The organism is Herbidospora sp. RD11066 (assembly GCF_054661255.1).
In genome coordinates, this window is record NZ_BAAGDO010000005.1 from 101,431 (window position 1) to 116,509 (window position 15,079).

Consider the following 15,079-nt stretch of genomic DNA (forward strand, 5'->3'; position numbering starts at 1 on the left):
CTCACTTTACGCAAGAGGGTTCGGCGAACAGATCCCGGATGGCGCCGAGCTTCGCCTCCGTTTCGTGCCACTCGGACGTCGGATTCGAGTCGCCCACGATGCCGCATCCGGCGAACAGCCGGAGGTCGGGGCCCTTCACCTCGGCGCACCGCAGCGCGATGCACCACTCGCCGTCGCCGCGCGCGTCCTGCCAGCCGACCGGGCCGGCGTAGCGCCCCCGGTCGAGGTTCTCCAGCTCGCGCAGCAGTTCCAGCGACTCCCGGAACGGGGTGCCGCAGACGGCGGCGGTCGGGTGGAGCCGCGAGGCCAGCGTGAGCGCGTCGACGTTGTGGCTGAGCGTGCCGCTGATCCGGGTCGCCAGGTGGGTGACGTTGGCCAGTTCGAGCTCGTGGGGCTCGTGGACGTTCAGCTCCGAGCAGTGCGCCCGCAGCACGTCCTCGGCGGAGTCGGCCGCCAGTTCGTGTTCGACCGCGGTCTTCTCGGTGCCCAGGCCGATCGCGCCGCCAGGCCAGTCGGTGCCGGCCAGCACGAGCGACTTCACCATCCGGCCGAACCGGCCGGTCAGCAGCTCGGGCGAGGCGCCCACGAGGCCGTCGACGGCGAACGTCCAGCAGCCGGGGAACCGCTCGTGCAGCCGGGTGACCGCCGTGCGCGGGTCGAAGGGGCCGCCGAGCAGCCCGCGCACGTCTCTGGCCAGCACGACCTTGTGCAGCCGCCCGGCCCTGATGTCGTCGACCGCCCGGGTCACCTGCTTGTGGAAGCGGGCCTCCGCGTCGGGCTCGGTCAGCCAGCGGACGTTCGGCAACGGGTGGGGGACCGTTCCATCGGGATGACAGGGGTCGCCCACGGTCGTCATCCACGAGGCGCCGCCCCGCCGGGCGATGAGCACCTGCGGGATCACGAACACCGACCGTCCGGGCCCGTGGTCGAAGGTGAAGCTCCCGAACGCGACAGGACCCGAACCCGGCAGGCCCACCCGGTCGTCGACGTTGCGCTGCGCCAGCCAGCGCCGGAACCAGCGCCGGGCGTGCTCGAACCGGCCGGGACCGCTCACCTCGAACCGGGCCGCGATGCCCCATCCGGCCATGCCCTCGTCGCCGTGCAGCCAGAGCAGGCTGTCGGAGAACGGCACGGCGTCGATCAGCGGACCGGGATCCTGGATCGGGACCGTCCGCACCAGCTCCATGCCGCGGGATTCCATCAGGTCTCCTCTGGCCGGCGCGCCAGCACCGAATGGACGGTGAAGGACACCGCGCGGAAGCCGGGGTCGGCCATGACCGCCCGCACCTCGTCGAGCTGGTCCCGGGTGAGCCCGGTGGCCAGGAAGTGGTCTTCCAGGTGGAAGCTGTTGCTGGTCAGCAGTTCGAGCCCGGCGGAATCGGGGCCCCACACCTCGACGTGGCACCACGGGTCGATCTGGACGAACCCGGCCTCCGCGATCTCCTGCGCGGCCGAGCGCCCCCACGTCGGGTCGCTGCCCACGCCGACCAGCACCGAGGCCATCGCCCGCAGGAACGTCTCGTAGAGCTCACGCGAGGTGTGGTCGGGCACCAGCAGGGCGGGCCAGTGGGTGACGTCGATCTCGTCGATCTGCAGCCAGCCGCCCGGCTTCAGCGAGTCGCGCAGCCGCGCGAGCACGGCCTTCCGCTCGGCCAGGTGACTCAGCACCAGCCGGGCGTGGACGAGGTCGAACGCGCCCTCGGGCAGCGGGTCGTGCACGATGTCGTGCCGGGTGGCGGTCAGCCCCTGGTGGGGCGGGATGAGCCCCGGCTTGATGTCGGTGGCGAAGACGTGGCCGCGCGGCGCGACCCGGTCGGCCAGCCAGCGGGCGACGCTGCCGCCGCCCGCGCCGATCTCCAGGCAGCTCCAGCCGTCGCCGACACCGGTCTGGGCGAGCCGGGCGAAGGTCAGCGGGTCGAGCAGGTCGGCGAGGCATCGATGCTGGTCGGCCGAGTGATCTCCATCGTTGTCGAAGACATATTGGTGCGCGAGCGCATGCGTCACTGGATTTCCCCCCCGGGAAAGACAAGCAGTCCGGTTCCGCATGCTAGGGCGTGATCACATCAGGACATCGGCAGACACTCAGAGTAGTGAGCCGTTACGGAACACGGCGGCGGTGTTCCGGAGCGCGGTGTGATCGCTGGTGGGGTCGCCGTGCACCGCAAGGAGGTCGGCGTCGAGGCCGGGCGCGATCCGGCCCTTGCGCGTGTCGATCCGGCAGACCCTGGCCGCGTCCGAGGTGAACGCGCGCAGGATCTCGACCGGTGTCATCCCGGACATGGCCAGCATGTCGCCGCCGTGGGTGAGGATGCCGTGGGGCTTGGGCGGGCCGATGCCCGAGTCGCTGCCGCCGATGATCGTGACGCCCGACGCGTACAGCATCCGCAGGAGCGCGTTCAGTTTGGGGATCAGCGCGAGGATCCTGGGCGGGGGCGGGAAGCCCGCCCGGACGCCGACGGTCAGCGAGGCGGCGACGCCGTTCGCGGCCATGGCCGCCATGATCTCGGGGTCGGGCTCGACGCCGTCCTCGGTCAGGAAGGTGACGTGCTCGACCGAGTCGAACCCGGCCGCGACCGCCGCCGCGATGCCCGGCCCGCCGTGGGCGTGACCGGCGATCGGTAACCCGTGGCGGCGGGCCTCGTCGGCCGCCGCCTCGATCTCCTCCCGCGTGAACTGGTTGAGGTGGGAGGAGGTCCCGGGCGTCATCTCGCCGCCGGTGATCATCATCTTGACGGCGTGCGCGCCCTTCTCGGCCCGTTCCCGTACGGCCCGGCGCACGCCCTCGACCCCCTCGGCCTCGCCTCCGAGGAACCAGCAGTGTCCCTTCACCGAGGTGATCGGGGCCCCGGCGCTGAGGATCTCCGGCCCGTCGGTCATCTCGTTCGCGAGGCGCAGGGCCAGGTAGTCGCGGTCGCCCAGGTCGCGGACCGTGGTGACCCCGGCGGCCAGGTGCGCGCGGGCGTGGGCGCGCATCCGGTCGTACAGACCCGGCTCGTCCAGACCCGCGACGGGGTCGGGGGAGGCGTCGAAGGCGAGGTGGACGTGGGTGTCGACGAGACCGGGCAGCAGGGTGACGTCGCCGAGGTCGCGGACGTCGCCGCTCTCGGGGGCGTCGTCGAGCAACTCGACGATCTTCCCGCCGGAGACGACGACGGCCCGCTTGGCGGTCAGGTCCCTGCCGTCGAAGACGCGCCGTGCGCGAATGATGTGCATGGCCCGAATATCCGCCCATTTTCGGCTCGGCGCATGAGCAGGGGGCTACTCAGTGATGGGGATCCTCAGCGAGACCGATCCGCGCAGGTCGAGCCAGGCCGCCTTCGGCCCCCGGACGAGCGTCAGCACGACCTCCTCGCACCCCGGGCAGCGGGCGACCAGGCCGGGTCCTGGGCCGTAGACGTGCAGTTCGGCCAGGGGGCCGCGCCGCCCGCACGACGCGCAGGTGCCCTGCGCCACGGTGACGTCGAGGGTGAAGATCTCGCTCAGCGGCCCGGCGAGGGCGTTGCCGTCCTGATAGTCCATGGTCACCCTCCGGTGGGTCCGAAACGCTCGGTTCTGATCTTGGCCGGGTCGTGGCCCAGCCCGGTCAGCAGGTCGGCGGCGGCCTCGACGAACCCCGTCGGGCCGCAGACGTAGACGTCGGGGGCGGTCTCGGGGGGCCAGCCGTAGGCGACCAGGTCGGCCGCCTGGAGCCGTCCGGCGGCGCGGCCCGCGTCGGGCGGCGCGATCCGGGTGTAGAGGTAGGCGACCTCGATCCCGGCCGTCACCTTCTCCAGTTCGTCGGCGTAGAAGAGCTGGCCGGGGTCGCGCAGCGAGTAGAGCAGGCGGAACGGCGTGTCCTGTTTGCCGCGGGTGCGGACCATCGCCATCAGCGGCACGATGCCCGACCCGCCCGCGATCAGCAGGACCGGCGGCGAGGAGTGCGGGCGCCAGACGAACCAGCCGCCGACCGGGCCGCGCAGCTCGATCTGGTCGCCGGTCTCCAGCACCTCGGTCAGGTAGGGCGACACCTCGCCGTCGTCCACCGCCTGGACCGTCAGCTCCAGGCGGTCATCGGAGGAGGCGTTGGCGATGGAGTAGCTGCGCTGGGTGCTGTAGCCGTCGGGGGCGGTCAGCCGCACGTCGACGTGCTGGCCGGGCAGGTGGCCGGGCCAGCCGGGCACGTCGAAGACCAGCGTCTTGGCCGTCGGGGTCTCCTGGCGGGTCTCGGTCAGCGTGGCCACCCGCCAGGTCAGCCGCCTAATCACCGTCGTAGCGCTGCTCGCGCCACGGGTCGCCGTAGTTGTGGTAGCCGGCGGTCTCCCAGAAGCCCGGGTAGTCGTCGTTGAGCAGGCGGATGCCCTTGATCCACTTGGCCGACTTCCACAGGTAGAGGTGGGGCACCAGGAGGCGGGCCGGGCCGCCGTGGCGGGGTTCGAGCTCCTCGCCGTCGAATTCGTACACGACCCAGGCCTTGCCGTCGAGGAGGTCCTCCAGCGGCAGGTTGGTCGTGTAGCCGCCGTAGCTGTAGGCCAGGGCGTATTCGGCGGCCGACTCGACGTCCTCCATCAGGACGTCGAGGCTGACGCCCTTCCATTCGGTGCCGAACTTCGACCACTTGGTCACGCAGTGCAGGTCGACGGTCGGGGTCTCCTGGGGCAGCGCCAGGAACTCCTCCCAGGACCAGCGGTGGACCTCGCCCTCGGCCGTGTCGATGGCGAACTCCCACCGGTCGAGCGGGACCCTCGGCGTGGGCCCGGCCGACAGCACCGGGAAGTCGTGGACCAGATACTGGCCCGGCGGGAGCTTGGCGTCCGGCTCCCTCGGACGGCCGTGGAAGGCACGCGAGATGATCCCCATAGGTGCCGTCCTACCCCATTTAGCCGAGCATGTCCTGCGAGACGTACCAGAGCCTCATCGCGAGTTCCGGGTCGACGGCGTAGTCGGCGTAGCCGCGCCTCGGGCCGGTGCCCGGATAGGGCTCGGCCTCGTTGCAGTCCTCGAAGTAGCGGCCGCTCACGCCGTCGAGCAGCGGTGAGGTCGCCACCAGGACACTGGTCGCGGCGCCCTGCCCGACCGTCTTGCCCTCGGGGCGGCCGGTGCCGGTCTTGAGGGCCTGGAACTCCTCTTCGGTGAAGTTGCGCTCGATGTTGGTGGAGATCACCCCGGGCATCACGGCGTTCACCATGATCCCGTCACCCGCCCAGCGCCCGGCGGCGCCGACCGCGAACAGCGCGTTGGCGGTCTTCGACTGGGCGTAGCCCAGCATCGGCTCGTAGGGGCGGTGCAGGAAGTTGATGTCGTCGAAGACGACCGGCGAGCGGAGGTGCGCCGACGAACTGAGCACCACCACGCGCGAGCCCGGCCGCATGGCCAGCGCCTCGTGCAGGCCGGTGGTCAGCGTGAAGTGGCCGAGGTGGTTGGTCGCGAACTGGAGCTCCCAGCCCTCGGGCGTCCGGGTCAGCGGGGGCGCGGCGATGCCCGCGTTGTCGACGAGGATGTCCAGGCCCCCGGCCCATCCGGCGACGAAGTCGCGGACCGAGGTCTGGTCGGACAGGTCGAGGTGGGCGATGGCGACCTTGCCGCCGATCTCGTCGGCGGCGCGGATGCCGGCGTCGACGTTCCGGACCGCGAGCATGACCTCGGCGCCCGCGTCGGCCAGGACCCGGGCGGTCTCCAGGCCGATGCCCGAGTTGGCGCCGGTGACGATGGCGCGTTTCCCGCCGAGGTCGATGCCTTCGATGACCTCACTCGCCGTGGAATCTGCCCCAAAAGGCGTTTTAACGGTCATATCGCCCACGCTACGGCATGGGTACCGCCACGGGCTCGCGCTGCCCCTCCCAGGTCAGCCAGATGACCGAAGGATGGCGGGACGCCGGGCGTACCAGGAACTGCCAGCTCGAACCCGGCCCGATGGCGACCTCCGAGGGCAGGTCGGCCAGGCCGGGACCGGCCTTGCGCCAGTCGGCCGTCACCGACAGGGCGCGGTCGGTGCCCGTGTTGGTCAGCCAGCACAGCGACTGCGTGCCCCGGACGCGGGCCACCCGCCAGGACACCGGCGGGGGCACGGGTTCGCCGAGTGCGCGCCGGTTCACCCACAGGCCGACCATGCTCAGGCCGAGCCCGCCGACCCCGACCGCCGCGCCGAGCGCGAGGTCTCCGTTCGTCAATGCGTTCACACGGCCGACATTAGGAAGGCGGGGGGCCGGAGGCCGCGGGCCTGACGAGACCCTTACTCCGACCTGGCCTTATGTAGATGGCACAGAAGGGCGGTTTCGTCGCAGAAAGGTCATCATTTAACCTAGGGGCAAAGTAGGAAGACAAGGAGATGCCGTGCGGTCATTGATCTTGCTCGGGCTCGTGGGGTTCGCGGCCCAACTCGTCGACGGCAGTCTCGGCATGGCATACGGCGTCACCTCGACGACCCTGCTGCTGGCCGTCGGTGTCAACGCCGCGGCCGCGTCGGCGACCGTGCACCTCGCGGAGATCGGCACCACGCTGGCCTCGGGCATCGCGCACTGGCGGTTCAACAACATCGACTGGAAGGTCGTCGCGAAGATCGGCATCCCGGGCGCCGTCGGCGCCTTCGCGGGCGCCACCTTCCTGTCGAACCTCTCGACCGAGGCCGCCGCGCCGGTCATGTCGCTCATCCTGCTCACGCTCGGCCTCTACATCCTGATCCGCTTCACCGCGTTCGGCCTGCCCAAGAAGAACCTCGGCAAGCCGATGCGCAAGCGCTTCCTCGCGCCGCTCGGCCTGCTCGCCGGGTTCGTCGACGCGACCGGTGGCGGCGGCTGGGGCCCGGTCGGCACCCCGGCGATCCTGGCCAGCGGCCGCATGGAGCCGCGCAAGGTCATCGGTTCGATCGACGCCAGCGAGTTCCTCGTCGCCATCGCCGCCTCGCTCGGCTTCCTGTTCGGCATCGGCTCGGAGAACATCGACTTCGCCTGGGTCGGCGTGCTGCTGCTCGGCGGCGTCATCGCCGCGCCGATCGCCGCCTTCATCGTGCGCTACGTCGCGCCGCGCATCCTCGGCTCCGCCGTCGGCGGCCTGATCATCCTCACCAACGTGCGCACTCTCCTGCGCAGCGACTGGATCGCCGCGAGCGGTGCGGTCCAGACGATCGTGTACGTCGTCCTCGCGGTCGTCTGGGCGGGCGCCATCGTCTACTCGGTCGGCGAGCACCGGAAGACGAAGGCCGCCGAGGCCGAACTGACCCCGGCGGCCTGACCCCGTCCTACGACCGGACCCTCACGATCACGCGGTCGATCACCAGCATCGCCACCATCGTCAGACCGGCCAGCGGGAACAGCAGCCCCAGCACGGCGAGCAGGGCCACCACCCCCCACGTGGTGCGCCCGTTCGCCGGGCGGCGCGGAGCGGCGACCTTCCCCTTCGGGCGGCGCTTCCACCACATCCAGACCCCGGTCACGATCATCGCGATCAGCGCCAGGCACGCCCCGAGCATGACCAGCAGGTTCACCACGCCGTAGCGGCGGCCCTCGTGGATCGCGATGCCGGCCGAGACCGCCTTGGCCATCAGGCCGTATTCGGTCCAGCCGAAGTCGACCAGGATCTTGCCGCTGTACTGGTCGACGTGCAGGGTCTGCTCCGCCGACGGGTCGGAGTGGTGCTCGGTGACGACGGTGTAGACGCCGGTCGGGCCGCCGGGCAGCAGCATCTTCACGTCGCACTCACCGGCCGGGCAGTCGCGGATCTTCGGCCGGGCCGCCACCAGCGCGGCCTCCAGGGAGATCGCCCCGGGCTGGAGCAGGCCACCGCCGCCGCCGTGCTCCGCGTGCGACTCGGGGACGGGCAGGTTCTCGGCCGCCCACGGCACCTTCGCGTCGGGGTGGTGCGACAGGTCGCCGCTGAGCGTCGACGACGACTTGACCGACGGGCGGCCGGAGTCGAGGGCGGTCTGGATGCTCTTCAGCCCCTCGCCCCACACGCCCGACCAGGGCAGGCCCGACAGCACCAGGAACACGATCACCGCTCCGGAGCCGACCCCGGTCCACATGTGCAGGCGGCGCAGCGACCCGCGGGTCCGCTTCTTCGGGGCGGCGCGCTTCCTGGTCGTCCACCACATGTAGGTGCCGGTCGCGATCAGGATGAGCGACCAGCAGGCGGCCGTCTCGACGATCCGGTCGCCGACGACCCCGGCCATCAGTTCGCCGTGGATGAGGCGGATCGCCGCCATGAACGTGGCGGTGTCGTCGATCTCGCCGAGGACCGCGGCGTTGGCCGGGTTGACGTACACCGAGACGCCGTCGGCGAAGGGGCTGGGGTCGGAGCCCTGGAACAGGATGCGGGTGGCGCGGTCGGGGCCGGAGGGCGGGAGCACCGCCCGGATCGCCTTGCCGGGCCTGGTGAGCTGGGCCGCCGCCACCTGGTCGGCGAGCGGCACCGGGTTCGCGACGGCGGCGACGGTGCGCACGTCGCGCTGCGTCCACTCTTCGAAGGGCTCTTTGAACAGGTAGATCGAGCCGGTCACGGCCATGACGAACAGGATCGGGGCGACGAACACCCCGGCGTAGAAGTGCCACCGCCACAACAGGCGGTAGTTGTGGGTTGACGCTTTGGGGTCGGTATCGGGCGTCGTTGGACGCACGTCGATCGTGGTCATGATTTTTCTCCGGGATGAGAGGTCGACGGCTTCAGCGGGCGGGCTGAACCGGTGGACCTCTCCGCCGGAGGACAGAGGTCAGGAACCGCTCATCCGGTGCGGCCTCCGCCTCGCCCCGGAACGCCACGACCCCGAAGGCCGGGATCCTCGGCCGCAGCAGCACGAACAGGCGCGCGACCAGCAGGTGCAGCAGCTCCGCCAGGGCGCTCTCGCCCCGCGACAGCCAGGCCGCCGACAGCACCGCGATCACGCCGTGCGCGACGGCCATGCCGAGCGCGGCCGCCGCCCCGCCGGTGTGGTGGTCGGCCGGAGGGGTCACCGCTCCCAGGGCGAACAGGTGGTGCATGCCGTACTGGAACAGGAAGCAGAACCCGAGCAGGACCGGGCCGGACACGCGGTGGCGGGCCAGCGCGAACGCCACGCAGCCGGTCGCGAAGGCGGCGGCGCCGATCAGCGGCAGATGGACGGGGGAGCCCCCGGCGAGCACGTGCATGGCGAGGGAGGCCAGCACGCAGACGACGGCGAACAGCGCCGCGCGTGCGACGCGTAAACCGGGCCCGCCGATGTCCACGACCGCAATGCTCCCAGAAACGATCAGAGAGGCAAGGGCCCCAAGCCCTCACGACCGGAGATACGCGACATCCACCACGGCCGTTCGATTACCGGCACATCAGACGATTGGTGATCGTTGACCGAACACGAACGGTTGCGCTCCGTAATAACACGAGCTCACCCTCTTAGCGTGATGTCGTGATCTTCGCATCAAGGTCGCTAGTTCGACCTCTATCTACCGCCACTCTGGCGCTTTTCATAGTGGGGACGGCCGGATCCACGGTCGCCCTCGCGGACCCGGTGGAGAAGAACCCCGCCGGCGTCCGGTCGCAGGTCAGCCGTGCGACCGTTTCGGCCAAGCCCGTCATGCCGCGCAAGCAGGTCAGGACGGCGAAGAAGGCCAAGCCGGTGAAGTTGAACCGGTACCAGCAGGCGGTCGCGAACCGCCTGCGCAAGGAGACCCAGGTCTACAAGGTCGCGCAGCGCAAGGCTCCCGCCTCGCTGCTGCTCAATGAAACCTTCACCGGCGCCTCGATCTCCGACCCCGGGTTCAAGCCGCTCGACCTGGTCTGCCTCACCGGCGCGACCGTCGCCCCGCCCGTCGGCCAGTCGCCGACCGGGCCGTGCAACCAGACGGACCAGCAGACCCCGCCGGTTCCCACTCCCGGTGTGATCCCCGGTTATCTGCAGATGACCGACAACAACAACTACCGGGTCGGCGGCATCGTCTACGACCGCCCGCTGTCGAACAACAACGGCCTCGTCGTCGAGTTCGACCAGTTCCAGTACGGCGGCAACGGCGCCGACGGCATCGGCTTCTTCCTGGTCGACGGTGCCGTCGAGCTGACGAACGACGGCGCCAACGGCGGTTCGCTCGGCTACGCCCAGCGGAACCTGTCCCCCGGCGTCGACTCCGGTTACCTGGGTGTCGGCCTCGACGCCTACGGCAACTTCGTCAACGACGGAGAGAACCGCGGCAACAACTGCCCGGCGAACAAGAAGTCGCCGATCGCGACCACCATCCAGGTCCCCGACACCGTCACGGTGCGCGGCCCCGGCCAGGGCGTGAACGACTACTGCTGGATCGCCACCACGATGAAGGCCGACGCCACCAAGCCGGCCGGCTTCGTCACCACGCTGCCCGGCAGCCTCCGGGACGCGGGCAGCAGCCCGACCCCCGCGCTGCGCAAGGTCCGCATCACGCTGAGCGCGACCGAGCTGCTCGACGTCGACATCGACTTCAACGACGGCAACGGCTACGTCCGCGTGCTGGAGAAGCAGCTCACCGACGACGCGCCGAAGACGTTCAAGTTCGGCTTCAGCGCCTCGACCGGTGGCTCGAAGGACACCCACCTCATCCGGAACCTGGTCGTCGGCTCGGTGACGCCGCTCCAGCTCCTGGACCTGGTGACCACCGTCCAGCAGCAGGACGTGCGCCCGCCGTCGAACCCGTTCACGGTCGGCGAGACGGTCCACTACAACTTCCTGGTGACCAACACCGGCCCCAGCCCGCTGAGCGCCGTCTCGGTGACCGACCCGACCGCGACCAACATCGTCTGCCCGAGCACCACGCTCGGCCCGGCGGGTACCGCGACCGCGTCGATGACCTGTACGGGTCAGCACACCATCACCGCCGCCGACGCGACCGGCCACACGACCTTCACCACGACGGGCACCGCCCACGCGACCTCGATCGGCGGCCCGATCGACTCGAACACGTCGTCGGCCACGGTCCCGGTGCAGGAGCTCGTCTCGACGCTCGACATCGCCGAGACGGTGACGCCGAACCCGGCGAAGGTCAACCAGAAGGTCACGTACACGATCACCGCCACCAACACGGGCGGTATCGCGCTGACTCCGGCGCAGCTCTCCGACGACCTGTCGAAGGTGCTGAACAACGCGACGTACAACAACGACCTCACGTCGACGGTCGGCTCCGCCTCGATCACCGGCACCACGCTGAACTGGTCGGGCAACCTGCCGGTCAACGCCCAGGCGAAGATCATGTTCTCGGTGACGACGAACCTGAGCTCGGGCGGCCAGACGCTGACCGACGTCATCACCTCGCCGACCGCGGGCGCCGACTGTGTCGCCGCCCCGGCGACGGCACGCCGTGCCAGCGCGCAGGCTCCGCTGCCCTGTGGCAAGTCGGTGCCGATCACGCCCGACGCGCAGGCGCTGAACCTGACCACCACGGTCACCAACCCGCGCCCGGCGACCAACCCGTTCAAGGCGGGTGACACGGTGGACTACAGCTTCACCGTCACCCACCAGGGCATCGGCACGGTCACCGGCGTCAAGATCAACGACCCGGACGTCACCAACGTCGTCTGCCCGAGCACCACGCTCGGCCCGGAGGGCACGCCGTCCGCGACGATGACCTGCACCGGCACCCACGTGATCCAGCCGAACGAGACGCTGACCGGCACCTTCACCACGAAGGCGACCGCCACCGGCACCTACAACGGCACCCTGGAGACCTCGAACCAGACGACCACCTCGGTCCCGGTCGTCGTCGAGACGCCGCACATGACCATCGCCGAGACCGTTTCGGCCAAGACGATCGACGTCGGCGGCAAGGTCACCTACACGATCGTGGTGACCAACACCGGCAAGCTGGCCATCGCGCCCGCGAGCATCACCGACAACCTCGCGAACGTCCTGAACAACGCGACGTACGACAACGACCTGACCGCCACGTCGGGCACGGCCGCGATCAACGGCACCACGCTGACCTGGACCGAGAACAACCTCGCTCCGGGTGAGTCGGAGACGATCAAGTTCTCCGTCACGTCGAACCAGAGCGCGGGCGGCACCACGCTGACCGACTCGATCACCTCGCCGGTGACCGGCGCGACCTGCGCCACCGGCCCGTCGACCAGCCTGCCGTGCACCAGCTCGGTCGCGGTCGCCGCGGCTCCGCAGAAGCTCACGCTGGTGGCCACCGTCACCAACCCGCGGACGCCCGACAACCCGTTCAAGGTCGGCGACACGGTGAACTACACCTTCACCGTCACCCACCAGGGCATCGGCTCGGTCACCAACGTCGTCGTCTTCGACCAGACCGTCAGCCCGATCAACTGCCCGAGCACCACGCTCGGCCCGCAGGGCACCCCGACGGCCACGATGACCTGCACCGCTTCGCACGTCATCACGCCCGAGGACGCCGAGAACGGCACCTTCATCACCCTGGCCCAGGCCGAGGGCAACGACGGCGGCTCGCCGATCGCCTCGAACGAGACCGAGACCGCGGTCCCGACCGTGGTCGTCAAGCCGATCCTGCACATCTCGGAGTCGGTCAGCTCGACCTCGGTGCACCCGGGTGCGGTCGTCAAGTACACGATCCACCTGACCAACGCCGGTCTGCTCACCATCGACCCGGCGCAGCTGTCCGACAACCTGTCGGACGTGTTCCTGCACGCCACGTACAACAACGACCTGGCGGTCTCGTCGGGTCTGGCGAACATCACCGGCAACACCCTGACCTGGGTCGACTCGCTCGTCCCCGGTGAGATGGAGACCATCACGTTCTCCGTCACGGTCAAGGAGGACGCCGGCGGCGACACCATGCGCGACGTCGTCACCTCGCAGAACCCGTACGCCACCTGCACCACGCCGTGCGGCCCGGTCGTCACCATCAACCCGGACCCGCAGGAGCTCCAGCTCACCACGACGGTCACCAACCCGCACACCCCGGACAACCCGTTCAAGGTGGGCGACACGGTCGAGTACCAGTTCACGGTGACCCACCAGGGCATCGGCAGCGTCACCGGCGTCGTGATCAACGACCCGGGCGTCACCGTCGTCTGCCCGAGCACCACGCTCGGCCCGCAGGGCACCCCGTCGGCGACGATGGTGTGCACCGGCACCCACGTCATCACCGGCGAGGACTCGAAGACCGGCGCGTACATCACCACCGCCCAGGCCACGGGCACCGACGAGGACGGCCCGCTGGCCTCGAACCCGAGCCAGGCGAGCGTCCCGGTCCAGATCCTGCTGCCCAAGGTGCAGATCACGCAGACCGCCACGCCCAACCCGGTCCGCGCCGGCCAGATCGTCACCGTGACGGAGACCATCACCAACGTCACCGGTTACGCGCTCTCGCCGGTCCAGATCCACACCGCGCTGGTCGACGTGCTGAACAACGGCACGCTCGTCGCCGGCTCGATCGCCAGCTCCACCGGCACCGCCGCGATCACCGGCACCGACCTGATCTGGGAGGGCTCGCTCGCCAACAACGCGAACGTGGTCATCACCTTCCAGATCCGGGCCAACGCCAACGCCGCGGGCAAGAACCTGGTCGACGAGATCAGCACCACCGTCGCCGACTCCATCTGCATGCCCGGCTCGACCGCCGCGCCCTGCAGCGTCAGCGTCGCGGTCAGCCGTTCGTGGCCGCCGCGCCCGCCGCACCACCACTGCAAGTGGGGCTGGGACAAGAAGAAGAAGCACTGCCACTGGCCCAAGCCGCACAAGCCGCACCACCCGAAGCCGCTCCCGATCGACCCGGTCGACGAGGAAGAGGCTGAGGAGGAGGGCGAGGGCGAGGACGACCTCGACGAGGGCCGTCACCACCACCACCACAAGGGCCGCCACCACCACCATCACCACAAGTTCCACCACGGACATCACCACCACCACGGCAAGTGGCACCACCGCCACCACCACCGCGGCTGGGGCGAGTGGGGCTGGAAGCACCGTCACCACCACCACCCGCACAAGTTCGTGAAGATCGCCAAGAAGGTCAAGGTCAAGGCCGCCAAGAAGAGCTGGGCCTGCCGCACCATGACCGCCGAGGCCACCTGCGCCCCGCTGGGCGACGGCACCTCGCAGTACGTCCCCGGCCTGGGCAGCCTCGCTGTCGCCCGCCTGGGTTACTAACCGAATAGCGACAAGACAGGATCGCCCGTGTCCTCTCCGGAGGACGCGGGCGATCCGCTTTTATGTGGCAAAAAGCAATGATCCGGGACGTTTGCCAATCGCGTCACTCACGGTGATGCCACCGCGCCAATGTCCCGTTTCGTCGCGATATCGGAACTGGAGGGCCTTGATTCTCTCGGCCGGAGGGCGTGCGGATTCATGAGCCTGCTCGCCGCCTATTCCGGCATAACGATTGACGGCTGCGGTGTGCGCGTTTCTCGGATCACGTGTGCAGTAGGCGCCGACCGCCATGGGGAAAACGAGCGTCGACGCGATCAGATCGGCGATCTGCAGGCCGGCGTGATTGTCGCTGCACGCGAACAGCGGAACGTCTCGCAGGGCCGGATAGGGATCGCCCCCCGAACGCCACTTCTGCGTGAAGATCGAATGCGCCACCCTGCGATTGGTATGTGACTGGCGGCTGTCCGCGATGACCGTACCGACGTCGCCTCTCGCCTGCATGTACTGATTGAAGTGGGCGGTGATGTGCTGGACGGCGGAGCAGTAGCTCCCGTCGGGAGACATCGACCGGCCGGATTCCTTGATCCACACTCGGCCGAGTAATCGGCACCCGTGTCTCTCGACGAGATCGAGCAGCGCGCCCCGGAACATCATCGCGATCCGCCTCTTGTTCCGTGAATCGCTGCGCGTCATCTGAAGGATCTCACTGCCCTTGATCTCCACGAGAATGTGATCCAGTGCTCGTCCACCGAACCGATTGGGGAAATAGCGCCGCTTCAACGCGAGAAAATCCCGGGTCAGCAGAGGAACGGAGGCGGCGTCGACGACGAGCCCAATGATGACCATGGCGGGGGTGGCGGCGGGGGAAAGATCCGGAGGCTCGCAACCGCCGGCCTCATCGAGGTAGCAGAATTGCACCCGCGTCAGAATAGCGCTAAGGCCGCCCCATCGGGACGGCCTTAGGATGTGGTGTTCGGGTCTCCCCTAAGCACCTGAAGAATTTTCTACCCCCAGTTAAGCACAGTGCAATGCCGGGCGGCAAAG

At 69.5% G+C, this 15,079-nt stretch carries 13 protein-coding genes; 2 read left to right on the plus strand and 11 right to left on the minus strand.

All coding sequences use genetic code 11. The annotated features are described in order from the left end of the window. Position 1: 1 nt before the first annotated feature. From ACYQ78_RS20665 to ACYQ78_RS20700, 8 genes are all read right to left on the minus strand, one after another. On the minus strand, positions 2 to 1,201 hold the full coding sequence (locus tag ACYQ78_RS20665; protein WP_459802508.1) for an isochorismate synthase: 1,200 nt from the start codon (positions 1,199 to 1,201) through the stop codon (positions 2 to 4). Beyond that, entirely contained in the window at positions 1,201 to 2,004 is an 804-nt protein-coding gene (locus ACYQ78_RS20670) for a class I SAM-dependent methyltransferase (RefSeq protein WP_459802509.1), read from the minus strand. Before ACYQ78_RS20670 ends, ACYQ78_RS20665 begins: the two co-directional genes overlap by 1 nt. A 78-nt stretch (positions 2,005 to 2,082) precedes the next feature. Beyond that, a complete protein-coding gene (locus ACYQ78_RS20675) occupies positions 2,083 to 3,213 on the minus strand; it encodes an amidohydrolase family protein (RefSeq protein WP_459802510.1) in 1,131 nt (376 codons plus the stop codon). Between the two features lie 45 nt (positions 3,214 to 3,258). After that, a complete protein-coding gene (locus ACYQ78_RS20680; RefSeq protein ID WP_459802511.1) occupies positions 3,259 to 3,519 on the minus strand; it encodes a DUF6510 family protein in 261 nt (86 codons plus the stop codon). Between the two features lie 2 nt (positions 3,520 to 3,521). After that, positions 3,522 to 4,244 (minus strand): ferredoxin reductase, encoded by a 723-nt coding sequence (locus ACYQ78_RS20685; protein ID WP_459802512.1) that lies wholly within the window; start codon positions 4,242 to 4,244, stop codon positions 3,522 to 3,524. Then, positions 4,237 to 4,836 carry a molybdopterin-dependent oxidoreductase gene (locus tag ACYQ78_RS20690; RefSeq protein ID WP_459802513.1) on the minus strand — a complete coding sequence of 200 codons (600 nt, stop codon included), beginning with the start codon at positions 4,834 to 4,836 and terminating at the stop codon, positions 4,237 to 4,239. Before ACYQ78_RS20690 ends, ACYQ78_RS20685 begins: the two co-directional genes overlap by 8 nt. A 19-nt stretch (positions 4,837 to 4,855) precedes the next feature. Then, positions 4,856 to 5,767, minus strand: a complete 912-nt coding sequence (locus ACYQ78_RS20695; RefSeq protein ID WP_459802514.1) for an SDR family NAD(P)-dependent oxidoreductase — start codon at positions 5,765 to 5,767, stop codon at positions 4,856 to 4,858. Between the two features lie 10 nt (positions 5,768 to 5,777). Continuing rightward, complete coding sequence (locus ACYQ78_RS20700; protein WP_459802515.1) at positions 5,778 to 6,155, minus strand: hypothetical protein; 378 nt, start codon at positions 6,153 to 6,155, stop codon at positions 5,778 to 5,780. A gap of 154 nt (positions 6,156 to 6,309) precedes the next feature. Here ACYQ78_RS20700 and ACYQ78_RS20705 point away from each other — a divergent pair, with 154 nt between their 5' ends. Further along, positions 6,310 to 7,206, plus strand: coding sequence for a sulfite exporter TauE/SafE family protein (locus tag ACYQ78_RS20705; protein WP_459802516.1), 897 nt, complete (start codon positions 6,310 to 6,312; stop codon positions 7,204 to 7,206). 7 nt (positions 7,207 to 7,213) lie between these two features. Here the strand turns inward: ACYQ78_RS20705 and ACYQ78_RS20710 are convergent, their stop codons facing one another. Together ACYQ78_RS20710 and ACYQ78_RS20715 are read right to left on the minus strand one after the other, a co-directional pair. After that, on the minus strand, positions 7,214 to 8,602 hold the full coding sequence (locus ACYQ78_RS20710) for a PepSY-associated TM helix domain-containing protein (protein WP_459802517.1): 1,389 nt from the start codon (positions 8,600 to 8,602) through the stop codon (positions 7,214 to 7,216). Positions 8,603 to 8,633: 31 nt separating this feature from the next. Continuing rightward, positions 8,634 to 9,173: a hypothetical protein gene (locus ACYQ78_RS20715; protein WP_459802518.1), complete on the minus strand. Its 540-nt coding sequence runs from the start codon at positions 9,171 to 9,173 to the stop codon at positions 8,634 to 8,636. Positions 9,174 to 9,415: 242 nt separating this feature from the next. On the opposite strand from ACYQ78_RS20715, the gene ACYQ78_RS20720 reads away from it, so the two are divergent. Continuing rightward, on the plus strand, positions 9,416 to 14,035 hold the full coding sequence (locus tag ACYQ78_RS20720) for a DUF7507 domain-containing protein (RefSeq protein ID WP_459802519.1): 4,620 nt from the start codon (positions 9,416 to 9,418) through the stop codon (positions 14,033 to 14,035). Between the two features lie 60 nt (positions 14,036 to 14,095). Here the strand turns inward: ACYQ78_RS20720 and ACYQ78_RS20725 are convergent, their stop codons facing one another. Further along, positions 14,096 to 14,953: a DUF3800 domain-containing protein gene (locus tag ACYQ78_RS20725; RefSeq protein WP_459802520.1), complete on the minus strand. Its 858-nt coding sequence runs from the start codon at positions 14,951 to 14,953 to the stop codon at positions 14,096 to 14,098. Positions 14,954 to 15,079: the final 126 nt, after the last annotated feature.